This is a genomic window from Streptomyces zingiberis, assembly GCF_012034935.1.
GTDB lineage: Bacteria > Actinomycetota > Actinomycetes > Streptomycetales > Streptomycetaceae > Streptomyces > Streptomyces zingiberis.
The window spans coordinates 1-24,515 of the sequence record NZ_JAATEN010000027.1 but is presented as its reverse complement, the minus strand read 5'-3'; the positions used below and the strand labels follow the sequence as shown (position 1 = coordinate 24,515).

General features: G+C 74.4%; 14 protein-coding genes. 3 read left to right on the top strand and 11 right to left on the bottom strand.

Annotated features, from left to right (window positions below; translation table 11 throughout):
* Positions 1-182: 182 nt before the first annotated feature.
* The 5 genes from HCK00_RS24545 to HCK00_RS24525 all read right to left on the bottom strand — a co-directional run bounded on the left by HCK00_RS24545 (position 183) and on the right by HCK00_RS24525 (position 9,254).
* Positions 183-2,993, bottom strand: a complete 2,811-nt coding sequence (locus HCK00_RS24545; RefSeq protein WP_168104227.1) for an aminotransferase class III-fold pyridoxal phosphate-dependent enzyme — start codon at positions 2,991-2,993, stop codon at positions 183-185.
* Entirely contained in the window at positions 2,990-4,621 is a 1,632-nt protein-coding gene (locus HCK00_RS24540; protein ID WP_168104226.1) for a cytochrome P450, read from the bottom strand. The genes HCK00_RS24545 and HCK00_RS24540 overlap by 4 nt, the downstream gene beginning before the upstream one ends.
* A gap of 444 nt (positions 4,622-5,065) precedes the next feature.
* The gene (locus HCK00_RS24535) at positions 5,066-6,343 is read right to left on the bottom strand and encodes a polyprenyl synthetase family protein (RefSeq protein WP_168104225.1); all 1,278 of its coding nucleotides are present in this window, start codon (positions 6,341-6,343) and stop codon (positions 5,066-5,068) included.
* Between the two features lie 164 nt (positions 6,344-6,507).
* The gene (locus HCK00_RS24530) at positions 6,508-7,827 is read right to left on the bottom strand and encodes a terpene synthase family protein (RefSeq protein ID WP_168104224.1); all 1,320 of its coding nucleotides are present in this window, start codon (positions 7,825-7,827) and stop codon (positions 6,508-6,510) included.
* Positions 7,824-9,254 carry a cytochrome P450 gene (locus tag HCK00_RS24525; protein WP_168104223.1) on the bottom strand — a complete coding sequence of 477 codons (1,431 nt, stop codon included), beginning with the start codon at positions 9,252-9,254 and terminating at the stop codon, positions 7,824-7,826. The genes HCK00_RS24530 and HCK00_RS24525 overlap by 4 nt, the downstream gene beginning before the upstream one ends.
* Before the next feature lie 603 nt (positions 9,255-9,857).
* Between HCK00_RS24525 and HCK00_RS24520 the strand changes: the two genes are divergently transcribed.
* The gene (locus HCK00_RS24520) at positions 9,858-11,390 is read left to right on the top strand and encodes an MFS transporter (protein WP_168104222.1); all 1,533 of its coding nucleotides are present in this window, start codon (positions 9,858-9,860) and stop codon (positions 11,388-11,390) included.
* Positions 11,391-11,759: 369 nt separating this feature from the next.
* On the opposite strand, the gene HCK00_RS24515 is transcribed toward HCK00_RS24520, so the two are convergent.
* Positions 11,760-14,057, bottom strand: coding sequence for a glycoside hydrolase family 9 protein (locus HCK00_RS24515; protein ID WP_168104260.1), 2,298 nt, complete (start codon positions 14,055-14,057; stop codon positions 11,760-11,762).
* A 598-nt stretch (positions 14,058-14,655) separates the two neighbouring features.
* On the opposite strand from HCK00_RS24515, the gene mgrA reads away from it, so the two are divergent.
* Positions 14,656-15,648, top strand: coding sequence for an L-glyceraldehyde 3-phosphate reductase (mgrA, locus tag HCK00_RS24510; RefSeq protein WP_168104221.1), 993 nt, complete (start codon positions 14,656-14,658; stop codon positions 15,646-15,648).
* Between the two features lie 118 nt (positions 15,649-15,766).
* On the opposite strand, the gene HCK00_RS24505 is transcribed toward mgrA, so the two are convergent.
* Together HCK00_RS24505 and HCK00_RS28295 are read right to left on the bottom strand one after the other, a co-directional pair.
* The gene (locus tag HCK00_RS24505) at positions 15,767-16,765 is read right to left on the bottom strand and encodes a phosphorothioated DNA-binding restriction endonuclease (protein ID WP_168104220.1); all 999 of its coding nucleotides are present in this window, start codon (positions 16,763-16,765) and stop codon (positions 15,767-15,769) included.
* Between the two features lie 416 nt (positions 16,766-17,181).
* Complete coding sequence (locus HCK00_RS28295) at positions 17,182-17,925, bottom strand: polysaccharide deacetylase family protein (protein WP_206320897.1); 744 nt, start codon at positions 17,923-17,925, stop codon at positions 17,182-17,184.
* A 559-nt stretch (positions 17,926-18,484) separates the two neighbouring features.
* Here HCK00_RS28295 and HCK00_RS24495 point away from each other — a divergent pair.
* Positions 18,485-20,104 (top strand): MFS transporter, encoded by a 1,620-nt coding sequence (locus tag HCK00_RS24495; protein ID WP_168104218.1) that lies wholly within the window; start codon positions 18,485-18,487, stop codon positions 20,102-20,104.
* A gap of 248 nt (positions 20,105-20,352) precedes the next feature.
* On the opposite strand, the gene HCK00_RS24490 is transcribed toward HCK00_RS24495, so the two are convergent.
* From HCK00_RS24490 to HCK00_RS24480, 3 genes are all read right to left on the bottom strand, one after another.
* A complete protein-coding gene (locus tag HCK00_RS24490; protein WP_168104217.1) occupies positions 20,353-21,750 on the bottom strand; it encodes a glycoside hydrolase family 6 protein in 1,398 nt (465 codons plus the stop codon).
* A 630-nt stretch (positions 21,751-22,380) separates the two neighbouring features.
* Positions 22,381-22,884 (bottom strand): DoxX family protein, encoded by a 504-nt coding sequence (locus HCK00_RS24485; protein WP_168104216.1) that lies wholly within the window; start codon positions 22,882-22,884, stop codon positions 22,381-22,383.
* The gene (locus HCK00_RS24480; RefSeq protein WP_206320895.1) at positions 22,881-23,909 is read right to left on the bottom strand and encodes a glycoside hydrolase family 6 protein; all 1,029 of its coding nucleotides are present in this window, start codon (positions 23,907-23,909) and stop codon (positions 22,881-22,883) included. The genes HCK00_RS24485 and HCK00_RS24480 overlap by 4 nt, the downstream gene beginning before the upstream one ends.
* Positions 23,910-24,515: the final 606 nt, after the last annotated feature.

Sequence of the window (24,515 nt, the reverse complement as noted above, 5' to 3'; positions counted from 1 at the left end):
CGGTGGGGATCTTCCGGAACCGGCCCGGGGCCGATCGCGGTCCGGAACGGCCGGTAACGGCCGGTCCGGACCGGCCGGCCCGGGTGACGGCTCCCCGGACGGTGCCGGAGCGGCGGGACGGGGAGACGGGACGGTGACGGGGGAGGCGCCCGGGGCCGGGCCGGAGCGCGGCCCCGGAACGCTCAGAGCACGAAGAGACCGGCCTCCTTCATCTCCCCGACCGCGCGGTCGAAGACCCGGACGACCTCCGCCACCTGCGCGTCCGTGTGCGCCGCGGAGAGCAGGAAGGCGTGCAGCTCCGGCAGGTAGACGCCGTACATCCGCATCCAGTAGGCGAGCACCATCGTCGCCTGGAAGTTGACGCCGTGCAGGGTGTCCCGGAAGTACGCCGGGTCCTTGTGGGTGAAGGTGAGGGAGAAGACCGAGTGCCGGGCGGTCAGCCGCAGCGGGACGCCGTGCGCCGCGGCGGCCCCCCGCAGCCCGTCCGCGAGGAGGCCCGTGCGGCGCTCCAGCTCCCGGTAGATCTCCGGGTGGTCGCGGAGGTGGCGCAGGGCCGCCAGCCCCGTGGTGCAGGTCAGGTGGTTGCCGCTCATCGTGCCCCCGAGGAAGCCGCGTTCCTCGGCGTCCCGGAAGGGGTCGCCCGTGGCGCGGCCGTACTCGATCACCTCGGCCTTGCCGACCAGCGCCCCGCAGGGCAGCCCGCCGCCGATGACCTTGCCGAGGACGGTGAGGTCCGGGGTGATGCCCGTCAGCGTCTGCACCCCGCCGTACGCCACCCGGAAGCCCGACACCACCTCGTCGAAGACCAGGGGGATGTCCAGCTCCGTGCACAGCTCCCGCAGCGCCGTCAGATACTCCCGGTCGATCTGCCCCGACGTCGTCGGCAGCGGCTCCACCAGCACCCCGGCCACATCCGCCGCGTGCCGGCGCAGGATCTCCAGACTCCGCGGGTGGCCGAACTGGAGGACGAGGGTGTCACGGACCGCCGCCGCCGACGTGCCCGGGGAACCGGCGATCGGCTCGGGCTCCTCCCGGGGGCCCGCCACCCGGAACCAGGAACTCACCATCGCCTGGTCGGAGAAGCCGTGGAAGTGCCCCTCGAACTTGGCGATCCGCCGCGCCCCGGGGCGCCGCGCCCGGCAGAGCCGGACGGCGTGCAGCGTGGACTCGGTACCGGAGTTGGAGAAGACAGCCCGGTCCGCCCCCGGGAACGCCTCCGTCAGCAGCTCGGCGAGGGCGATCTCCGACTCGTGGCCCAGCGCGTTGATGTTGCAGGTGGCCGCCGCCTCCCGCAGGGCGTCCCGCACGACGGGGTGGCCGCGGCCCAGCAGGGCCGGCCCGCCGCCCCCGCCCAGGTCGATGTAGCGGTTGCCGTCGACGTCGGTCAGCTCCGCGCCGTCGCCCTCCGCGACGAAGAGCGGGTAGGCGCTGGGGAAGAAGTAGCGGTCGAGGTGGGTCGCGGCCACCAGCGAGCCCCGGGCGCGCTCCCGCAGCGCCAGGGAGGTGGGCGTGGCGGTGGCGAAGTGCGCGTCGAAACGCTCCCGCACGGCGTCGCTGAGCGCCGGCGAGTAACGGTCCGCGAACCGGCGGGTGTTCTCCCAGATGTCGAGTTCCGGGTCGATCTGGGCCATGAAGCCCTCGCAGGAGAGCATCGCCAGCTCACCCTTGGTGTACGCGGCGGTGTACCCCACGCCGTGGCGGGTGAGGACCTCGTTGACGTCCTTGAAGAAGTCCGTGCCCGACCACTGCCCGGAGGCCGTCTTGAAGTGGTGGACGAAGACGGCGGTGAGGGCCTCCACATAGCCGGGGTCGGCGAGGAGGCGGGCGGCGCCCGGGTTCGCGGCCGTCCGCGCGCCGGTCTCCGTGCCGGTGTCCGCGGCCTTTCCACGCCCGCGGCCCCGGCGGCCGGCGGGCCTGCCGGCGCTGTCACCGGTTTCGACGAAGTACTCCGTGAAGCGGCGGACCGCCAGCTCCCAGCGGTGGTTGATCGCCGCGCTGTTGAAGGAGGTCAGGCCCCACTTCTCGGCCTCCGTGTAGTACGCGGCGATACCGAAGTCGATCAGGGTGAAGCGGCCGTCCCGGCTGAGCAGGATGTTGCCGGGGTGGAGGTCGCCATGGCAGGCGCCGTCCAGGTAGAGCATCGTCAGCAGGATGTCCTGGAGGCGGCGGGCGAGTTCCCGCGGCGCCAGGTCCACCTGTGCGAACTCGCTGCCCTTCAGCCCCTCCACGTACTCCATGACCAGCACCCGGTCGTCGGACAGCTCCGGGAAGGCGCGCGGGATGCGGACGAAGGGGTGACCGGCGAAGTTCGCCCCGATCACTTCCATGTTGGAGCGCTCGTTCACCATGCTGAGCTGCTCGCCGAGGAGCCGGGCGATTTCACCGACGCGCTGGGGCATCCGCATCCGGCGCAACGGCGGGAGAAGGGTGTGCGCCGTGCGGACGAGTCCGGTGAGCAGGGCGAGGTGCACCCGCATGCTGGTCCGCACCCCGCGCTTGACCACCTTGACGGCGACGCGGGTGCCGGGCGGGGCGGTGGGCCCGGTCCTCTCCGCCCCGGCCCCGTGCGTCCCCGTTCCGTCCGTTCCCGCCCTGTCCGTCCCCGTCCCGTCCCGGAGGACGGCGAGATGGACCTGGGCGATGGAGGCGCTCGCCACCGGCACCGGGTCGAAGGAGGCGAAGACCTGGTCGAGCGGCCGGCCGTACGCCTTCTCCAGCGTCCGCACGGTGCGTTTCGGGCTCATCGCGCGCCCCGTGTCCTGGAGGACCCGCAACTCCTCGACCGCGCCCGGGGGGAGCAGATCCGACCGGGTGGAGAGGATCTGCCCGAACTTGACGTACATCGGGCCGAGCAGGGTGAACACGCGGCGGAGCCGGCGGCCGAGCTTCCGGCCGTCCGCGTCCCGGCCGCCGGGCGCTGCACCGGAAGCGGGGGATCCGCCATCGGCGGGGGAGGTGCCGGAGGTGTGCGAGGCGGCGGGTGCGGCGCTCACGACGCGGCCCTCCCGTCCGCCCCGGGGAGCCCGGTGCCGCCGTCGCCGGTGGCGCGCGGCCGGACCTCCAGATGGACCCCGCCACCGGGGTGCAGGGTGGTCAGCGGCTTGGGCTTGACCGGTGGCTGGCCCGCCGGCCGGGTGAAGCGGTAACGCTGGGCGATCGTCAGCAGCACGAGATGGAGTTCGACCAGGGCGAAGTGCTGGCCGATGCAGATGCGTTCCCCCGCGCCGAACGGCATGTAGGCGTGCTTGTGACGGCCCGCGGAGCGCTCCGGGGTGAAGCGGTCGGGGTCGAAGACCTCCGGGTTCTCCCAGTACTCGGGGCGGCGGTGGAGCAGGTAGCTGTTCATGTAGATGTTCGCCCCGGCGGGGATGCGGTGGCCGCCGACGGTGTCCTCCTCCCGTGCCCGGCGCATGAACTGCCAGGCCGGTGAGTACATCCGCAGCGTCTCCTCGACCACCCGGCGCGCGTACGGCGTGGAGCGCAGGTCGTCCATGGTGGGCGGCCGGCCCGCGAGGACGGTGTCCACCTCCTCGTGCAGCCGCGCCTCGATCTCCGGCTGCTCCGCGAGCACCTGGAACGTCCAGGCCATCGCGTTGGTGGTGGTCTCGTACGCCCCGACGACGATGTTGAGCACCTCGTGGTGGAGCTGTTCGAGGTCCATGGAGCCGCCGTCCTCCTCGTCGACGGCGTTCATCAGCAGATGGAGGAGGTCGATGTCCTGGCCGCCCCGGGAGGGGGAGCCGGACGTCCCGTCCTGCCCGGCCTGTGCCGTCTGCCCGTCCGTCTGCTCGGCGGGCCGGGTGGTGGTGCTGTGCTCGATGAACTCCGAGACGCACGCGTCCATCCGGCCGATGGCCTCCCGCAGCCGCCGGTGCGCCGGGGTCGGCACGGACAGCGGCGGGAAGGGGAAGCGGAAGAAGCGGCCGAGGATGTCGTTGGTCTCGGTGAAGGCCGCGGCGAACCGCCGGGCGGTCTCGCCCACCTGCGCGCTGAACAGGGTGCGGGTGACGATGTGGAGGGTCAGCTCGCTGAACTCCTGGCTGAGGTCGGCCACCTCCCCGGGGCGGTAGCGCTCGCCCCAGGCGTCGAGCATCCGGGTCGTCTCGTCCGTCATGCCCTCGCCGAACCGGGCGACCACGGCGGGGCGGAAGGCCGGCTGCATCATGCGGCGCTGCCGCATGTAGAGGGCGCCGCCGGGGTTGGTGATGAGGCCGTTGCGCAGGACCGGGCGGACCAGCTTGTAGAGCAGCACCTCCTTGTCGTACTTGTGCCGGTTCCCGACCAGGACCTGATGGATGTGGTCCGGGTTGTTCAGCACGATGACCGGCATGCCGAAGAGGCGGAACCGGAAGATGTCGCCGTACCGGTCGGCCGCCTGCTCCAGGAAGCCGACCTGATCGCTGCTGAAGCGGGGCCGGCTGCCGTCCGCGCGCCGGGACGGACGCGCCGTCGGTATGGGGCGCGGAGCGGCGGACGGTGACGGGCCGGAGGGGGAACCGGAGGGGGAGGGATCGGTGGACGGCCGGGCGGCGGCGCCGGAGGCCGCTTCCGCCCGGGCGGAAGCCCCGGTGGGTGCGGGTGTCCGAGCCGGGGCGCTCTGCCGGAAGAAGCGCGGGGCCATGCCATGCGCCCTTTCTGTCGGTGGGTCGGTCGGGGGGTCTGTCAGGGGGAAGTCGGCGGGGGACGGGGACCGGGGCGGGGGCGCCGGCCGGAACGGAGGCGGCGGAGACGACGGGGAGACGGGACGGCGGGCAACGGCGGGCAACGGCGAGGCGCGGGACCGGGGAAAACCGGGGAGGACCGGGGCGGGGCGCCGGGCGGAACGGTCGCGGAGTACGGGACCGGCCCCGCCCGGCGGCTGACGGCCCCGCCGCCACCGCCCCGCCGCCACCGCCCCTCCGTCAGCCGCCGGGACGGGGGAGCGGCCCGTGCCGGGTGTGGCGCCCCGGCCGGGGACGGGCGGCCGGCCGGGGCCCATGGGGCTCCCGGGCCGGTACCCGGCGGGCGGCCGGGCCGGGCGGTCCGCCGGGCATGCTGCCGGACGTGCCGGAGGGGCCTCCGCGGATCACGAGGAACGGCCGGTCAGCGAGTCCACCACCTCACGCAGCCCCGCGGGATCGACCAGCGGCGGGCCCAGTTCGCTCAGGCTCCGCCAGGCTTCCTCCTGCCGGCGGCGGGCTTCGGCGAGGGTTCTCTCCCGGCCGCCGGCCTCCTCCACGAGCGTGGCCGCGTACGGGATCTCGTCCTCGGTGAGCGGCTCGGGCCGGGCGTAGAGCGCCGCCAGCCGCCGCCCGGCCGGGGTGCCGGAGGCGAGTGCGGCGACCACCGGAGCACTCCGCTTCCGCTCCCGGAGATCGGAGCGGGCGGGCTTGCCGGTGTCCGCCGGCCGGCCCCAGATGCCGAGGAGGTCGTCCTGGAGCTGGAACGCCAGCCCGAGCCGGGAGCCGAACCGCTCGAACGCCTCCAGCGCGGCGGGCGGTGCCCCGGCGTAGGCGGCGCCCGCCCGGCAGGCGAACCCCAGCAGCGCCCCCGTCTTGGCTTCGAGCATCCGCAGGCAGGCGTCGAGATCCGCCTCCGTGGCCGCCGGTTCCGCCGCCCGGCCCGGCTCCCGTTCCGTGCCCTGGCCCGTCTCCCCGGCCGCCCCCGCCGGTCCGCGCCGTGCGGCGGCCAGCAGGTCCTGCCCCTGGCCGAGGCAGAGCCGGCGCAGGGCGACGGAGAGATCGGCGGTCAGGTCGGCCGGGCCGGGGGCGGGCTGCGAGGAGAGCACCTCGAACGCGAGGGCCAGCAGCCCGTCGCCGGCCAGGATCGTCAGCGGGGTGCCGAACCGCACCCAGGCGGAGGGCCGGTGGCGGCGGACCCGGTCACCGTCCATCACGTCGTCGTGCAGCAGGGAGAAGTTGTGGACCAGCTCCGTGGCCACCGCGCCCGGCAGCGCCACCTCCGGCTTGGCCCCCACGGCGGCGGCCGAGGCCAGCGCCAGGGCGGGGCGCACCAGCTTGCCCGAGGACGCGGCGCCCGGGGCGGCACCGGCCCCGGCGCCCGGTCCGGGAGCCGGCGTCCTGCCACCGGCGCCGCCCGCGCCGGGCGCGGGATCCGCGATCGGGAGCCCGTCCGCGTCGCACAGCCCCATCTGGTAGCCGCAGAGCGTGGCCAGTTCCGGGCCGAGCAGGGCGGTCCACTCCCGCAGCGCGGGGCGGACCTCCTCCCGGGCCCGGCGGACCGCCCGGGAGACGGCCGCGTCCCGCTCGTGTCCCTCCGCGCCGCCGGCGGGGACGCCCGCCGGGAGTCCGGCCGGCGGAGCCGCCGTGACCAGGACGGCCGCCGGGGCCCCGGGCTCCGGCAACGCGGTCCCCGGTGCCGCCGGTCGTGCCACCGCCGGTGCGGGCGCCGGTGCCATCGCCGCCGCCGGTGCGCCCGCCGGTGAGGTGACCGCCGGCGCCGCCGTGGTCACCGCGGACACCCTCGCCGTGGGCCGTTTCCCCGCCGTGGAGCCCCCCGCGCGCCCGGTCACCGGGCCACCCCGCGGGGAGCACCGGTACTCCCGGTGTCACCAGGGCCGCCGGTGTCGCCGTGGCTCCTGGCGACCGCGGGGTCCCGGTGGTCCCCGGAGCCGTCCGGGCTCTCCGCCGCGAGGGTCGCCTCCAGATACGCGGGGAGGCCGCCGTTCTCCCGCTCCCGGTAGCGCAGGGTCGCCCGCGACCAGTCGAGGTTGCCGCGCATCCAGGACTCCATGCCCGCCAGATACGTGGTCAGCCCGGCCCGGTGCGCGGGGTGGGCCTCCAGCAGGCGTTCGCGGTGGCGCAGGTAGCGGCGGGTCTCCGTGTTGATCGCCTCCGCCGTGTGGACCAGGGCCTCGGGCTGGGAGAGGCCGCGCTCGTGCTCCACCACCCGGACGAGGTTGTGGTACTCGCCCAGAGCCATCTCCTTGCCCAGCGAGTACCAGTCGTTCGTCCACACCACCACGTCGCTGGAGGAACGCAGCGCCGCCTGGAAGAGCTCGTCCTCGTACACCTCTTCGGGCAGGTCGAGGCCGGCGACGATGTCGATGAGGTCCATGCAGACGTAGATGGCGCCGGTGTGCCGGCGCTGCTCGATGTACTCGGCCTCCCCGGGCCACACGCCGGTGATGCGGTTCTCCGCCTCCCAGCAGGCCGCGTCCAGGCAGGCGGCGAGGTGGCCGCGGAAACGGCGGCGCCAGGCCGGGGTGGCGCCGGTGGCCGTGCGGTGCCACAGGTCGCGCAGGGCCCAGGCGAGCGGCGGCTCGCCGGGCCCGCGCGCCCCGGCCGGTCCGTCCTGCTCCAGGACGGCGAGCAGGCCGGCCATCGCGCTCCGGGCGCTGTCGATGTCCCGGCCCACCCGGCCGTCGTCGAGCTGGTCGTCGACGAGGAAGAGCCAGCCGAACCAGTCGGCGACGAGGTTCAGCCGCGTCCGGTCGGCGGTCGGGTAGGTACGGGCGGCGAACTGGCCGAAGCCCGCGCGGGCGAACCGCTTCCGCGCCACCTCGCTCGTCACCACCTCGAACCGGACCACCCAGTCGTCCAGATGCGCCTCGGCCTCCGCCGCGTACGGGCTGACCTCGGAGGGGAACGGGCAGTACAGCCCGGGGGCGCCGGGGGAGCCGCCGGGCGCGGCTGCCGTCCCGTCGGTCCCTTCCGTCCTCCTGTCCGTGTCGCCGGAGGGCCGGCCGTTCGCGTGCGTGTCCGTGTCCGTGTCGGTCTCCCTGGTCGTGGCCGCGGAGGTCTTCTCGCCGGCCGGGGCCGGGGCCGGGGCCGTGGCGGTTCGGGTGGCGGGGGCGTGGTCCGGCCCCCGCCGTGACGGTCCGGTCACCGGGGATGCACCTCCAGCGGGACGCCGCCCTCCGGGTGAAGGGTGATCAGCGGCTGCGGACGCACCGGGGGCTGCCCCGCGGGGACCCGGAAACGGTGCCGGGCGGCGACCGTCAGCAGCACCAGATGGAGCTCGGTCAGCGCGAAGTTCTGGCCGATGCAGACGCGTTCACCACCGCCGAAGGGCATGTAGGCGTGGCGCGGGCGGCCCGCCGAGCGCTCGGGGGTGAACCGGTCCGGGTCGAAGGTGTCCGGCTCCTCCCACAGCTCCGGGTGGCGGTGGAGGACGTAGCTGTTGAGGTAGATGTTGGCGCGGGCGGGGATGTGGTGGCCGCCGATCCGGTCCTCCGCCTTCGAGCGGCGCATGAACTGCCAGGCGGGGGAGTAGAGCCGGAGCGTCTCCTCCACCACCGAACGCGCGTACGGAGTGCGGGCCATGTCCTCGAAGCCCGGGGTGCGCCCGCCGAGCACGGCGTCCGCCTCCTCGTGCAGCTTGCGCTCCACCTCGGGGTGGGTGGCCAGCAGGTAGAAGATCCAGGACAGGGCGTTGGTGGTGGTCTCGTAGGCGCCGATCACGAGGTTGAGCACCTCGTGGTGGAGCTGCTCCGGGTCCATCCCCTTGCCGTCGCCCTCCGAGTCCACCGCGTTCATCAGCAGGGTGAGCAGGTTGACCTGCTCGGCCTCATCGGCCGGACCGGTGATCCCGGCGGGGTCCGGGCCGGACGCGCCGCGCCGGATGACCGACGAGATGAACGCGTCCATCCGGCCGATGGCCCGGCGCAGCCGCAGATGACCCGGGGTCGGCACGGACAGCGGGGGGAAGGGGAAGGTGAAGAACCGGCCCAGCAGCGCGTTGGCCTCGGTGAACGCCTCCGCGAACTCCCGCGCCCCCGACCCCACCCGCGCACTGAACAGCGACCGGTTGACGATCCGCAGGGCCAGCTCGCCGAACTCCTCGTGGACGTTGACCACCGCGCCCGGCGCGTAGGACTGCTCCCAGCGCTCCAGCATCCGGGTGGTCTCCTCGGTCATGTTCCGGGCGAACCGGGCGACGACCACCGGGCGGAACGACGGCTGCATCAGCCGGCGCTGGCGCTGCCACAGCTCACCGCCGGGGGTGCCGATCAGCCCGTCCCGCAGCACCGGGCGCACCAGCCGGTAGAGGAGTGCGTCCTTGTCGTAGTTGGCGCGCTGCTCGACCAGCACCCGGTAGATGTGGTCCGGATGGTTCAGCATGATCATCGGAATGCCGAAGAGGCGGAACCGGACGATGTCGCCGTGCGTGCGCGCCGCCCACTGCAGGAAACCGAGCTGGTCGCGGCGGAAGCCGACCCCTCCCCGCAGCCGCTCCGAGAGCCGGACCGTCGGTACCGGTGTGGCCGGGCCGCCGTCGCGTGGCCCGCTCTCCGGGGACAGATCCAAGGTCATGGGTCCTCGCTTCCCTCGCGTCCGGCGCGGAGCCCGGCCGCGCCGTCCGTATCTGGCGCCACCCTGCCGCTCCGGCGGGCGCCCGGGCACGGCCCCAGGGGAAGACGGGACCAAGAGGCAGCCGGACGGGCACGCCGGCGGCCCTTCCGGGAGGTGGTCCGGGGAGCGGCGGAGGGACGGGGAGGGACCGGACGGCGGGGGCCGCCGGAGAGCGGCCGGTGGCGGGCGGCGGGGTCCGGGTGCCGGAAGCGGAGAAGGCCGGGTGACGGCGGGGGAGGGGCCCGGGCCGGGGACGGCGGGCCGGGCGGGAACCGGCCCGGGTCCACCGCCGGCGGCGGCAACGGCGCCGGGGCTCCGCCCGCTCCCCGGCGTGTCCCGGCTCCTGCCCCGGGCTCCGCCGATCATGTCCCGGCCGGGCTCGTGGTACTGCCCGCCCGCGGGAGGCGCGGGCACCGGCCGGTCACCCGCCGGTGGGGGTCTGCCCCGCCGGCGCGGCGAAGGGCCGTGGACGTCCCGACACCGGCCGGGGGTCCGCCCCGCGTCCGGCGGGCAGCCGCTCCCGTGCGTCATCCTCGGACGAGATGATCGGAGAAAGGCGGAGCAGTGAACTCACCGGCCGCAGGAGCCCCGGGACCCGGAAGCGCCGACAGCCCCGGCGGCGCCACGTATGTCCCCGACCCCAACCGCTGGAAGGCGCTCGCCGTCTGCCTGCTCGCGGGGTTCATCACGCTGCTCGACATCTCGATCGTCAACGTCGGCCTGCCGTCCATCCGCGCGGGTCTGAAGGCGCCGGAGAGTGACATCCAGTGGGTGCTCTCCGGATACGCCCTCGCGCTCGGGCTGCTGCTGGTGCCGGCCGGGCGGATCGGGGACGCCCGGGGGCGCCGGCAGATGTTCATGCTCGGGCTGAGCCTCTTCGCCGTGGCGAGCGCGCTGTGCGGGGCGGCCCAGTCCTCGGGCTGGCTGGTGTTCGCCCGGTTCTTCCAGGGCCTCGCCGGCGGGATCCTCACCCCGCAGGTGTCCGCGCTCATCCAGCAGATGTTCCGCGGGGCGGAGCGGGGACGCGCCTTCGGCTACTTCGGTACGGTCATCGGCCTCTCCACCGCGGTGGGGCCGGTGCTCGGCGGGGTCATCATCCAGGTCTTCGGCGTGGAGCACGGCTGGCGGTGGATCTTCTTCGTCAATCTGCCGGTGTGCTTGGTCGCGCTGGTACTGGCCCGCTTCCTGCTGCCGGGACCGGAGAGCGCCGCCCGGCCGTGCGCGCGGGACCTGGACCCGGTGGGCATCGTCCTCCTCGGCGCGGGGGTGGCGCTGCTGCTGATCCCGCTGGTCGAAGCGCAGCAGTGGAAGGGAGCGGGCAAGTGGCTGCTCCTCCCGGCGGCGGCGGTGTTCCTCCTGCTGTTCGTCCGCTGGGAACGGCGCCACGCGCGCACCGCCGAGCCCCTGGTCGACATGGGCCTGTTCACGCTGCGTTCCTACGCGCTCGGCTCGCTGATCATGCTCTTCTACTTCGCAGGCTTCACCTCGATCTTCTTCGTCTTCACCCTCTACCTCCAGGTCGGGCTCGGCTACAGCGCTCTCCAGGCCGGGCTGGCCATCACGCCCTTCGCCCTGGGCTCCGCCGTGGCCGCCGCGTTCAGCGGGCGGTTCGTCCACCGCTACGGGCGGGCCCTGGTGGTCGCCGGGCTGCTGGCGGTGGCCGCCGGGCTCGGCGGCGTGGTGCTCGCGGTGTACATGGTGCCGGGGCAGGCGGCCGGGTGGGCGGTGGCGCTGCCGCTGCTCCTGGCCGGGCTGGGCGGGGGCTCGGTGATCTCCCCCAACCAGACGCTGACCCTGGCCGAGGTGCCCCCCGCCCGCGGCGGCAGCGCCGGGGGAGTGCTCCAGACCGGGCAGCGCATCGGCTCGGCCACCGGGATCGCCGTGGCGGGCAGCGTGTTCTTCTCCTCCCTCGCCGCGGGCGGCAAGGGGCAGGACTGGGCCGCGGCCTTCCGGCACAGCCTCGGCATCTCCGTGGTGCTGGTCGGACTCGCCCTGGTGGTCGCCGTGATCGACCTGCGGGCCCGGCGGACGGACCCGCAGGAGGAGACCGCGGGCGCCGGGGACGCGCCCGGCCGGGGCGGCGACGCACGGGGCTGACGGGACGGGACGGGGCGGGGCGGTCGTGGGGTGCCCCGTGGTGGGCGACCGGCAGCGGGGCGGCCGGTCGCGGGGGCCGTCCCGCCACCGGTGGTCACTGCCCGCGGGGGAGCCGGGAGGGCGGTACCTGCCCGGAAGGCACACCCGGCGTTCCCGGCTCCCCCCGGCGGACAGCGGCCCGGCTGGACGGTGACGGCCGGGCGGTGCCCGGCCGGCCGGTGGGACCGGGCAGCCGGAACCGCGCCGTCGGCCCCTTCGGCACCCCGCCGGCCCACCGGACGGGGGCGGCGGGGGGCCGGACGGGGGCCGGCCGGTGGGCCGCCGCCGGAGCGCGGTTCATGCGTCCCACCGGCCAGGGTTCCCGATCGCTCAGTACTTCGTGAGGCCGCTGCCCAGGTCGTCCAGGTAGGAGGCGACCCACGCCAGCGGGGCGTTCCAGTTGATGGTGATCTCGTTGGTCGCCCAGGACTCGATGTCGTCGATGTAGCACATCGCCGGCGCGCAGCCCTTCAGCTTGTCCTGGGCCACCGGGTCCTCGATGCCGACGTTGGGGCCGCCCGCGACGGATCCGGGCGCCGGGTTCGGCAGCGACGGGTCGAGCTGGTTCGCCCAGAAGCGGTGGTGCTGGTTGTGCGAGTCCCGCTCGCCGTATCCGGTGACGTACGACTGGTTGAGCGGGTTGCGGCCCAGCAGGTACTCCATGCCGCGGAGCACCGCGTCCCGGTAGACGGCCTTGCCGGTCAGGTCGTGGGCGGTGCCGAGCACGATCATGTTGTTGAGGACCGAGCTGTTGGAGCCCCAGACGTAGTTGTTGCCCTCCGGCGCGTAGGGCACGCCGTAGGCCGACTTCCGGGAGTCCGCCGCGTAGCCGTCGGCCGCCTCGGTGAGCATGGCGCGGACCTCGGCCAGCTCGCTCTCGGAGATGTCACTGGGCACGGTCGCCAGGGTCAGCGCGCCGAGGCCGCCGGTGGCGAGCCAGCCGACGCCGCCGCGCGGGAAGACGGCGTCGGTGTCGCCGTGGATCGGCGAGTCGAAGACGGCGTCGTGGTAGGCGGCCTTGCCGGTGGTGACGAACAGTTCGGCCGCGGCCCAGTAGAACTCGTCCCGCACGTCGTCGTCGGCGTAGGTGCCGCCGCCGACGCCGTCGTCCGGGTCGGCGAGGATGTCCGGGTGGGCCTGCGCGGCCTCCCAGGCGGTCTCGGCGGCCTCCAGGCAGCGGGCCGCGAACTTCTCGTCGTAGGGCTCGAAGAGCCGGGCGCACTGGGCGCCGGTGGCCGCGAGGTTGAGGGTCGCCGCGGTCGTCGGCGGGTGCAGCTCCCGCGGCTGCGGGTCGTCGCTCGGCAGCAGCGGCAGACCCGTCCACTGCCGGTCGTGGATCTTGTGGTGGGCCATGCCGGCCAGCTTCTCGCCCGCCGGGACCTGCATCTTCATCAGGAAGTCGAGCTGCCAGCGCGCCTCGTCCAGGATGTCCGGGACGCCGTTGCCCCGCTCGGGCACCCGCAGCTTGCCGTCGCCGAGCTTCTCGCCCTTGGCCTTCTCGACGTGCAGGGTGCGCTCGTAGTTCGCCATCACCTGGGCGGCGGAGATACCGCCGTTGACGACGTACTTGCCGTGGTCGCCCGCGTCGTACCAGCCGCCGGAGACGTCCAGGCGGTAGTCGCAGACGCCTTCCTGGCAGGGGACGTCGGTGTCGCCCTGGTTGGGCGCGACCCCGATGTGGCCGGCCGGGCGCGCGTACTCCTCACCGACCAGATCGGCGTCGATCTCGATGCCGCTGCGGTTGTGGTAGAAGTACGCCAGCGCGTCGGAGCGCAGCCCGTCGTAGAGGCTGTCGCCGATGGAGAACGGCTCGCCGGTGTCCTCCCCGACGGTGACGGTGTAGCCGTCGCTCGCCCGTGTCACCTTGGAGAAGTCGAAGGTGTGGACGTTCTGCCGGGAGGTCGGGTCGGTCCCCTTGGGTACGGTCCGGCCGGTCGCCCGCGTGGTGCCGCCCGCGTCCTTCAGCGTCCAGGTGAGCGGCGAGGTGGCGTCCGTGACCACGGTGCCGCTCTTCACCCCGTGGGTGAGGTAGCCGACCTGGTTGACGCGGACGGGGGAGCCGGTGTCCGGCTCGTAGACGGGCGGTTCGGCGCCGCCGGTCAGCGAGACGTCGTCCACGCAGAACGTGTACGCCTGGGCGCTCCCGCCGATCTGGAAGGCGAGCTGCGCCTTCGGGTTGTCGGCGTTGGCGGTGAAGACGTGCTCGATCTCCTCGCCCGTCGCGTCGATCCGGTCCGCGGCGTTGAGTTCCGCGGTGTACGGGTCGGTCGCCATCTGCACGTTGGCGCGGATGGTGACCGGGGCGGTCGCGGTCGCGGTGTAGCGCAGGGTGTAGGCCTCGCCCGCGGTCAGCGGGATGTCGTTCTGGCCGAGGATCGCGTCCCAGGGGTTCGCGGTGCCCGCCGGGACCTCCGCGCACAGCCGCCCGTCGGTGACGGCGGCGGGGAGGTTCTCGGTGAACCACCAGCCGGTGGTGCCGCCCGAGAAGTCTCCGTTGGAGACCAGCTCAGGGCCCGGTTCGGCGCCGGCCGCCGGCCCGGACAGAACGGTACCGAGCAGGCCGGCCACGGCCACGGCGCCGAGGAGGCGGCGCCTGCCGCGGTGGGGGCGGCCCCTCTGAGGGGGGATGAGGGGCGGATGCTGTGTCACGGCTCGTTCCTTCCGCGCGAATGTGGGGTGGGCAGGAAGTACGGAGATGTATGGGAGCGCTCCCACGCATCGTCGTGGGCGCGTGGTTGCCCCGTCAAGATGTGTGTCCGGGGGAACCGGGCCGCCGCCGGGACCGGGCCGCCGCCGGACGGACCGGTCCCGGCGGCGCGCGTCCGGCGGCCCGCGGGATCGCCCGCACCGGCCGGAGCACCCGCCCCCGGACCACCCGGCTCCGGCGTGCCGGCGGGCGTCCCCTCTGACGTCCCGCCGGCGGGCGTCCCTGGTCTCCGTCGTACCGGCCGGCGGCTCCCGCGCCCGTCGTGGCCGGGCGGAGGGCCCTCCGCCCGCGGCCGCCGGGGATCTCCGGCGACGGGGCGCCGGCCCTCCGGTTAGGGTGGCCGGACGGCGCGGAACGTACCCGCGCCCCGGTCCCGGCCAGGGGTGACGGGGCGTCGCGGGCCACCCCGGCCGCCCCACCGGGGCCGGCCGGGCGAGCCGGGACGTTCCCGGGGCCGCCCCGGGCCCGCTCCCGCCGTGCCGCCGGACCGTCCCCGACCCGACCCGACCGAGGAGCACCGTGACCCACGTCGCCGCCGAACAGCGTTACGACGCCATGCCCTACCGCCGTGTCGGCCGCAGCGGACTCAAGCTGCCCGCCGTCTCCCTCGGGCTGTGGCACAACTTCGGTGACGAGCGGCCGCTGGAGACCCAGCGGGCGATCCTGCGCCGCGCCTTCGACCTCGGCGTCACCCACTTCGACCTGGCCAACAACTACGGCCCCCCGCCCGGCGCGGCCGAGCGCAACTTCGGGGAGCTGTTCGCGCGCGACCTCCGCCCCTACCGGGACGAGATCGTCATCTCCTCCAAGGCGGGTCACCTCATGTGGCCCGGCCCCTACGGCGAATGGGGTTCCCGCAAGAACCTGCTGGCCGGCCTCGATCAGAGCCTGGGCCGGATGCGCCTGGAGTACGTGGACATCTTCTACTCCCACCGCCCCGACCCGGACACCCCGCTCGAGGAGACCATGGGCGCGCTGGACACCGCCGTGCGCCAGGGCAAGGCCCTCTACGCCGGGATCTCCAACTACTCGCCGGAGCAGACCCGCGAGGCCGCCCGCATCCTCCGTGACCTGGGCACGCCGCTGCTGATCCACCAGCCCTCCTACTCGATGGTCAACCGCTGGCCGGAGGATGGCCTGCTGGATGTGCTGGACGAGGCCGGCGTCGGCTCCATCGCCTACTCGCCGCTCGCCCAGGGGCTGCTGACCGACCGCTACCTGAACGGCGTCCCGGAGGGGTCACGCGCCGCGGGCTCCAGCCCCTTCCTGACGGCCGAGCGCATCACCCCGGAGGCGCTGGAGCGGGTCCGCGCCCTGGGGGCGATCGCGGAACGGCGCGGGCAGACCCTGGCGCAGCTGGCGATCGCCTGGGTGCTCCGCGGCGGCCGGGTGACCTCCGCGCTGATCGGCGCCAGCAGCGTCCGGCAGCTGGAAGGCAATGTGGCGGCCGCCGCGAACCTGGAGTTCGACGCGGAGGAGCTCGCCGAGATCGAGAAGCTGGCCCCCCGCTAGCGGCTCCCGGGCCGGCGGCGGAACGTCCATGTGCCCGGGCGGCCGGGGCGGATCCGGGGAGGCCCCGGGGCGCCGGCCGGGGTGTGCGCGGAGCGCCGGTCGCCCCGGCGGCGCCCCGCTACCGGTCGCCGCCCTCCGCCTGCGCCGGTACCGCCCCGGACACCCGCTCCGGGGTGTGCTTGAAGACCTGGCGGGAGTGCCAGGCGACATGGCGTGGCCCGGGCGCCGCGCAGCCCGGCCGTGGCGGAGCGAGCGGCCGGCCGTGCAGTGCGTCCACCGCCCGGCCGGCCTCGCTCCGGGCCGTGTAGCGGGCGGACACCCGGACGCGCAGATCCTCGGTGAGCCCGAGGACCCCGAAGTCGAAGAGGGCGTGGTGCTGGGCGCAGAGGGCGAGGGCGTTCTCCGGTGTGTCCGGGCCGTCCTGGCTGTGCCACCGGATGTGCGCGGCCCGCAGCCCCACCGGGTGACGGCCGAGGGTTCCGTCGTAACCGCACATGGCGCAGGCGTGGCCGTAGGCCCGCAGCACCTCGTCGGCGAAGCCGCGGCGACGGGCCGGTGACGGAGACGGGGGCGGCGACGACGGCACGGACGCTGCGGGCGTTCCCGGGACGCACAACTCCGGTTCCTCCTTGGCGGCGGGCGCATCCAGCCCGGTGTCGGCCCGGATCGCCGCCTCCAGGGACGGGGTGAAGTGCTGCTCCAGCAGCAGCCGCACCGCGGAGGCGAGCGTCACCGGGTCGGTGAGGGCCTGCTCCACCCGCGGGAGCAGCCGGCCGGCCGCCCCGCGTTCCCGGAGCCAGCCGCCCCGCTCCGGGGCGTCCGGGCCGACCGTCCGCCCCTCGGAGTCGCACAACTCCCACAGCGCGCGGTCGAGCTGGACGAAGGGCAGCGCCGCGCGCTGGCGCGCCAGACGCGGGCTCATCACGGTCGGCCCGTAGTCGTTGATCAGCCGGCTGACCGGCGCCTCGGCCTCCTGGTACGCGACCGCGGAACCGCCCGTGGCGGCGAACCGGCCGAGCAGCCAGAGCAGGAGCAGCGGCTTGTGCGGGGCGCGGACAGCCCCGATGCGGGCCCGGCGCAGGGCGGCCAAGGCGTGCAGGAGTTCGTCCCGGGTCACCGGACCACTTTTTCACGGCCCCGGCCCCGGCGGGATGCCGGCGGCACGATCGGCCGGGGAAGGTGCGCCCCGGGCGTGGCCTGCCGTCAGCCGCCGCGCTCGCGCACCAGCGGGAACAGCGCGGCCCCGAGGATTGCGCATCCCGCATCCCGCGTCCCGCATCCGGGAGATCCGGCCCCCGGGCCGGGCACGCGTGGGGGCGCGCCCGGCCGTGGCGGGTGAGAAGGGGCGGGTGAGAAGGGCCCGGTGACGAGGCGGCGCAGGAGGGGACGGCACGGGAGGGGACGGCACGGCGGGCCCGGCGCCGTCCGCGCCACCCGGGGCGGCGCGTGACGCAGCGGTGGGGTGGCGCAGCGGTGGGGTGGCGCGTCACCCCACCGCTCGCGATCCGCCGTGCCGTCACCGCCGGCCCGCCGTCAGCGCGCGGGGAGGTCGAAGCTCCAGCCGCGGTTCCTGAACTCGGGGATGACGCGGTCCACGGCCGTGACCGTCTGGCTGCGGTCGCCGCCGCCGTCGTGCATCAGGATCACGGCTCCCTGGGTGATGCGTTCCCGCAGCCGCTGGGTGAGGGCGTCGGCGCCGGGCGGCTGCCAGTCGCCGATGTCCGCCCGCCAGCCCAGCGGCACCATGCCCATCTGTGCGGCCACGTCCGCGGCCTGGCCCCAGTTGCCGTACGGGGCGCGGAAGTAGGTGACGGTGGCGCCGGGCGCGGCGGACCGGATCGCGTCGTTGGTGGCCTGGAGGTCGGAGCGGATCCGGTCGGCCGGCCAGCCGCCCATGTCGGCGTGGGTCATCGAGTGGTTGCACAGCACATGGCCGTCGGCGACGATCCGCCGCACCATGTCCGGGTTCTGCCGTACGTGGTCGCCCCAGAGGCAGAAGACGGCCTTGACGTTGTGGCGGCGCAGGACGTCCAGCATCTGCCCGGTGTTCTGGCCGGGGCCGTCGTCGAAGGTGAAGGCGACGGAGTTGCCGACGCGGCCGGTGGAGGTGACGATCGTGGCGGCCGCGCGGCCGGCGTCCTGGGAACCGGCGGTGGCGGCGGGCGCGGTGGCGAGGGCGGCGCCACCGGCGAGCAGCAGGCCCAGCAGGAGCCGGACCGTGCGGCGCGGGCGCCGCGTCCGGCGGGCGGGCGGCCGGGGGTGGGGGGTCGTGGGCACAGCTCTTCCCTTCGTCGGGGTGGGTCCGGTGGGGTGCGCGCGGCGGCGGGACCGGTTCGGCCGCCGGGGCGGCACCGAGCGTCTCCGAAAGATTTCGGAGGTGTTACCGGTAAGAGCTGGCTCACCGTAGGGCGGTCCCGACGGGCCGTCAAGAGGCCCGGGAAGGAGGTCCACCGCGGCCGCGGAGCCGCTCGGCCGGGGGCTTCGTCGGCGGGCGCGCGCAGGGCGCGGGGCGCCGTCCCGCCACCGTGGTCCCGGGCCGGATCCGCCCTCCTCCGGGGAGTTGTGCGGGGGAGTGGGGGCGGCGGTGCCGGTCATCTCTTCCGCGCAGCGGAAAAACCACCGGGCGGCATTCCGTACCACGGTAAGCGCCTCTAGAGTCGTCCGCGCGCCGCGGGCGGACGACCCCACTCCGCTCCCGGCTCTCCGTCCCCGCGCGTCCCGGCGGGGAGAGGCCAGGGCGGCCCGCCCGGCCGCCGGCCCCCACCTCCGCGGCCGGTGCCCCGGCCCGCCCACGGCCCCCGCCCGGCGCACCCTCCCCCTCGTCAGGAGAACCCTCATGCAGGCCGCCTCCGGAGACACTCCACCACCCGACACCGGCCCCGGCTCCGGTTCCGGCACCGGCACCGGCCCCGGCCCCGGCACCGCGGCGCCCGTCACGCCCGGTGCGGGCATCCCGCCCCAGCAGGCCGCCTCCGGCGCGGCGTCCCGCGCCGCGCCCTCGGGAAGTGGTCCCGCCGACGGCACCGCCTCCGGCGGGCGCCGCTTCCCCCGCCCGTGGCACAGCCTCTGGCTGCTGCTCCTGCTCGGCTGGACGGTCAGCGCCGCCGACCGCGCCGTCACCGGACCCGTGGTCACCTGGATGATCGAGAACGGGGTCGGCTTCCTCGCGGACAGCGCCAACCCGCACGCCCTCGGCGGTCTCATCGGCGGTCTGTTCTTCGCCGGTTACATGCTCACCCAGTTCCCCGGCGGCTACCTGGGCGACCGCTACGGCCACCGCACCCTCATCGTCGTCAGCCTGTTCTGGGCCGGTATCGCCACCCTCGTCACCGGGTTCGTCGGCGGGCTGGTCGCGTTCATCGTCGTCCGTGTCGTCACCGGCCTCGGCGAGGGCGCGTACTACTCCAACGACCGCACGCTGATCACCGAGACCACCCCGGAGCGCCACCGCAGCCTCGGCATGGGCGTGGTCATCACCGGTCTCGCGCTCGGCATCACCATCGCCATCGTCTTCACCCCGCACTTCATCGGCCTCGGAAAGCTCTTCCTGCCGGACGTCGAGGCCTGGCGGATGGCGTTCTGGGTCCTCGGCGCGGCCACCCTCGCGGTCGCCGTCCTGCTGCTCCACCGGTTCCGCGCGCACCTCGGCGCGGCTCTCCTCGGCCGGGCCACGCTCCACCTCGGCGCCTACTCGGCCGTCGCCCTCGTGCTGATCATGGGCGTGTACGCCCTCGGCGACCTCGCCGGGCTCTCCGGACTGTGGATCGCCGTCCTCGAAGTCGCCCTCGCCGTCGGCCTGGTGCTCTTCGCGCTCTCCCGCAAGGGCGAGGAACTCCGCCCCGTCCTGCGGAACCGGAACCTCTTTCTCATCTACCTGGCGAACATCGCCATCCTGTGGAACCTGTGGTTCTTCAGCTTCTGGTCGGTCTCGATCGTCGCCGGAGCCGCGCACTCCTCCTTCACGGCCGCCGCGCTCACCGCCGGTTTCAACGCCGGCGCCGGCATCCTCGGTTTCCCCGCCGGCGGGCTCCTCTCCGACTACGGCGTCCGGCGCGGCTGGGGCCGCAAGGAGATGATGCTGACCTTCACCGGCGTCCAGGCCCTGCTCACCGTGGCCTTCGCCTGGTACCTGCAGGCCGCGGAGAAACCCTCCCTGCTCGTCATGGGCGTGCTGCTGTTCACCGCCAGCCTCTTCTTCAACGCCCTCCAGCCCATCGGCCACGCGCTCACGGCCGACATCGCCGAACCCCGCATGCGCGGCTCGGCGTTCGGCATGCAGAACCTCATCGGCGAGATCGGCGCCGTGCTCTCCCCGGCCATCAGCGGCGTGCTGCGCGACCGGACCGGTGACTGGACGGCGGCCGTGTGGCTGGACGCGGCCATCGTCCTCGCCGGGTTCTGCGTCCTCGCGTTCGTCCGCACCGGCCCCCGTACCCGCCTCGCCGGCACGGGCTGACCGCTTCCCGTCCTGCCCCGCCCCGTCTCGCCGCCCCGCCCCGCCGCACCGGCCCGGGGCCGTGCACGGGCAGGCGCGCCGACGGATGTGGCGAGGGGCACGACGGCATGGACGGCATGGACGGCAAGGGGGCCCGGCACGGCGTGAGCCGTGCCGGGCCCCCTCGGGCCGTCCGCGTACACCCGGGCCGGTCGCCGCCGGCGGCCGTACCGGATGCTCACCTCACGCGGTCACCAGGTCCGCCGGTTTCAGTTGGCCGGCGGGTAGGCGTTCCGGACCAGTTCCGAGAACTGCTCCTGGAACCAGTGACCGGAGACCGGCGCGCCACCCTTGGCGCCGGACGGGCTGTTGCCGTTGCGCGCGTTCCCCTGGTACGTCGGGTCGCACATCCGGTCGAAGCCCTTGCCCTCGTCGTTCGGGATCTCGCTCGCGGACCCGTCGGACTCACCCGGGGGCTTGATCCACGTGTAGGCGTCGATGCCGCTGGCGGGGGAGGCCTTCGGCCGTTCGCCGAGGCCGGCCCCGGCCTGGTTGCACCAGTTGCCGGTGTGGATCCGGCGGTCGACCCGGCTGCCGTTCACGTACTCGTCGGCCGTGCCGGTCTTCGGGGCCGGGCCGGTGGGCCGCTGGGAGCCGCCCCAGCCGTTGCGGGAGGTGTCGATGATGACACCGACGTCGCTGCGGAAGCCCTGGCTCACGGCCTCCTGGCGGAACGCCTGCGCGTACGACTGCTCGTCGACGTAGCGGTTCCAGTCCACCCACTTGGAGCCCTCGCGGACCGACTTGCCGCCCACGGTGTCGTCGATCTTGAAGTACGGCTCCACGGTGGCGCCGAAGTTGGCCACGTTGGCGGCGAAGCCGGCCACGTCGTCGACCGTGGCCCCCTCGCTGGTCGCGGCCTGCTTCAGCAGCTGCGCGGTGGGACGGAAGTTGTCGTCCCAGCCGATCCAGCCGTGGTGGCCGATGTCGATGTAGTTGTAGACGTTGCCGATGTCGCCGAACTTCGACAGGGCGTAGCCGACACCCTTGACGTAGTTGCCGTTGGCCTTCATCACGTCACACTCGGGGACGCCCGTCGGGCGGCCGCTCACGTTGGTGATGAGGTTGGGCAGCGAGTCGATCTCGATCACGTTGACGATCCGCAGGTTCGCGTACTTCGCGTCCGACAGGATCGCCGCGATCGGGTCGATGAACTCGCGCTTGTAGCGGTCGATCTCGGTCGGGCCGAGCTCACCGTTGGAGGCGAGGGCCGAGCAGTCCCGGCCGGGCAGGTTGTACGTCACCAGCTGGAAGGTGGTGGCGCCCTGTGCCAGCGCGGCGTCCAGGTGGTCCCGCAGGCCCATCGTGTTCGAACCCGCGGAGCCGGACTCGATCGCGGCGATGCGGTCCAGCCACACCGCGGTCGGCTGGTTGTAGACCGACGCCGGGGCACCGCCCTGGCGGGCCGCGGCACTCCAGTCGGGGTTCACATACAGCTTGGCACCGGCGTAGGGGTTGTCCACCCGGGCCGCGACGCGCGCTTCGTCACCGGTCGCCGTGTTCCCCGCGGCGATCACAAAACCGGAGGCGAGCGCCATCGCGCTCACTGCGGTAACGGCACGACGGAAACTGGTCTTTCGCTTTCCGCCTGGGGAATCGGTTGTCATGTGAGCTCCTCTTCGGTGTCACCTCGCGGTTATTCCCTCGGGTGTTCCCCGGTGCGAGGTGTGGGGGGACTGGGCAGCGCGCGCCGATAAGCTATGGGAGCGCTCCCACAAGCCAGGACGCTACCAGCGGCGTCCGGGGGTGAGAAGACCTTCGACACATGGAATTTCAATTACCGCAGCACCGTCGAAACATCGTCCGGGCAGCATTACGTGCGTGGGGTCCGAACCGGCCGGACCGTTCTTCGCCGGCACCGCGGGAGGACCGCCGTGCCGGGTGATGCCGTGTGGTGGAGCGCGGTACGGAGCGGTGGAACCGGCCGGAGGGCATTGAGGGAGCCCCGGGCGGAGCGGGCGGCATGGCGTCCGTCCGCCCGGGGAACGGGGAAACCCGGTGGGCGCCGGCGGCTGTGGGGGCCGTCCGGCGCCCTCAGCCGTTCAGCGCACGGAGAGTGCTGTGGCAGGCCGCTTCCCGGTGGTGGTCACCGCCGGACGGCAGGGCTTCCCCCGCCGCGGCCGACGCGACCCGGGGAACCGGGATCGCTTGTCCGTGAACCCCCGGAAAAGAGGGTGCGGTCCGGCGGGGGGACGAGCCGCTGGAATTCTGCTTCCGGTGATTTCGCGGAGGGCCGATCAAACAGCCAGGGCATTTCTTTCCCGGTTTCCCTCGGTGGTGCCGCCGGCGCGGGTGAACAAGGCGTCCAGGGCCCATCGCCCCGGCCCCATCACCGCGATGAGAAGGAAGGCCCAGCAGAACATCGCCGCGGCCTCGCCGCCGTTCTCCATCGGGAACAGCGCCGTCGCCTGGTGCTGCACGAAATAGGCGTACGCCATCGAGCCGGAACAGAGGGTGGCGGCACTGCGCGTCCAGGCCCCGATCACCACCAGGCCGCCGCCGACCAGCTGGATCACCGCTGCCCACCAGCCAGGCCAGGCGCCGGGCTCCGGCACCGGGCCGCCGTGGGGCCCGCCCAGGACGTCGAAGAGGGTGGCGGCCCCGTGGCAGGCGAAGAGGAAGCCGACGACCATCCGGAAGAGGGCGAGGACATATCCGCTGCCATCGCCCAGTGGGCCGCTCGTGCCGTTGTCCCGCCGTTCACCCGGGGTGATCAGGTGCTCGGGTCTGGGATCGTTCATCGTGTACCGCCCTGGGGCTCGGAACGGGAGGAGGAATCGGTGGAGGCGGTGGAACCTCCGCCTGCCAGGTCGTAGGCGAGCTGCGGCACGAACTGGCCCGCCGCGGCCGCGCACCCGTCGGCCTCGCCGGGGAGCTTCACCCACAGGTAGGCGTCGATGCGGCTGTCGCCGGTGTTCGCGGTGGTCGGCGTGCCGATCGCCCGGCCGGGCGGGTCGCACCACTCGCCCCGCGCGTCGGGACCGTTGCCGTTGCGGCTGGTGTCGATGACGGCGTTCAGCCTCTGGTCGCCGACGGCGTTCAGGACGGCCTTGCTGTAGATGACCTCGTCCGCCGTGCGGTTGTAGTTCGAGACATTGGTGGAGATGCCGTCCGCGCTGCCCCGGATGTCGGCGGCGTTCAGCCGGGCCGCCATGGTCTGGGGCGCCAGCCAGGTGGAATGGGCGGCGTCGAAGTAGACCTTCGCCGCGGCGGACCCCGCCTTGAGGGCCTTGCCGGCGTAGGCCATGGAGGCCGAGGTCTCCTGCTGCTGGCCCGCGTTCATGCAGTTCGACATCAGTGCGAGCACGTCGGGTTCGAGGATGATCGCCGCGGGCCGTCCGTTCAGGCCGGCGGCGATCTGGTCCACCCAGCTCCGGTACTCGTCGTGGCTGCGGGCGCCGCCGCTGCTGGCCCCGCCGCAGTCGCGGTTGGGCATGTTGTAGACGACGAGGATGGGGATCCGCCCTGCTTCCTGCGCCTCACGGGTATAGGCGTCGACCTCCGCGCGGATCGTGCCGGTGTTGCTCGTGGTGTACCAGCGGGGCTGGGGAACCGAGGCGATCCGGTCCCGGATCACCGGGGCCCGCGAGTCGCCCGGGTTGGCGGCCACCCACGTGGCGGCGTTGGTCGCGGGGTCGACGTAGTACGTGTCACCGGCGGCCGCCGCCGTGGTCCCGGCCGTGGTGGCGGCCGCCGGAGCGGGCATCAGCGCGGCAGCGGCCACGGCGGCCAGGGCTCCGGCCGCCACGGAAGGGGTTTTCTTCATCGGTGAAGCTCCATGGGGGTGGGGGTGGGGGCCCGTCCGCCGGAGCGCGTCCCCATGATGGAAGCGCTTCCAGGCGCGGTTCCGGCGTGGGGGAGCGGCAGCGACGGCGCGGGCGGCGCCACACCCGCCGGCGCGATGGCCGGCGCAGGGCCCCGAAGGGCCGGGGTGGGCGCCGCCCGGCCGCCTGATCCGGCGCGGACCGGGCGGGGGTCGGCCGTGCCGGAACTCTGGGCGGGCGGAGAGCTCGTGGTGCGCGCCGCGAGCCGCGGGCCGGACCCGGAGACGCGCACGGCGGGGCCGCGCCGTCCGTCCGCCGTGGTTCCGGCGTCCGGGGCCGCGGGAGAGACGGGCCGTCCGGTCGGTGGCCCGTCCCCCGTCCGCCGGGGGGTGGCGTCCATCGGCAAGCCTCCGTGCTCGCGGTGCGGGCGGTGCGGGTGGGGGGTGGCGCTCGCGGTGCGGTGCGCCGCTCCGGGGAGGGGGGGGTCCGGGGTCGCTGGGGGATGACGTGGTCGCGGGGGGTGGAACCGCGTTCGGGTGGGAGTGGGGTGGTAGGGCGCTGCTGCGGCGGTGCGGCGGTGCGGCGGTGCGGCGGTGCGGCGGTGCGGC

What these genes read in the sequence shown, in the direction of transcription:
- HCK00_RS24540 (WP_168104226.1), bottom strand. Translation starts at nt 4,621, where the DNA reads ATGGCCCCGCGCTTCTTCCGGCAGAGCGCCCCGGCTCGGACACCCGCA.
- HCK00_RS24525 (WP_168104223.1), bottom strand. Translation starts at nt 9,254, where the DNA reads ATGACCTTGGATCTGTCCCCGGAGAGCGGGCCACGCGACGGCGGCCCG.
- HCK00_RS24495 (WP_168104218.1), top strand. Translation starts at nt 18,485, where the DNA reads ATGCAGGCCGCCTCCGGAGACACTCCACCACCCGACACCGGCCCCGGC.
- HCK00_RS24490 (WP_168104217.1), bottom strand. Translation starts at nt 21,750, where the DNA reads ATGACAACCGATTCCCCAGGCGGAAAGCGAAAGACCAGTTTCCGTCGT.
- HCK00_RS24485 (WP_168104216.1), bottom strand. Translation starts at nt 22,884, where the DNA reads ATGAACGATCCCAGACCCGAGCACCTGATCACCCCGGGTGAACGGCGG.
- HCK00_RS24480 (WP_206320895.1), bottom strand. Translation starts at nt 23,909, where the DNA reads ATGAAGAAAACCCCTTCCGTGGCGGCCGGAGCCCTGGCCGCCGTGGCC.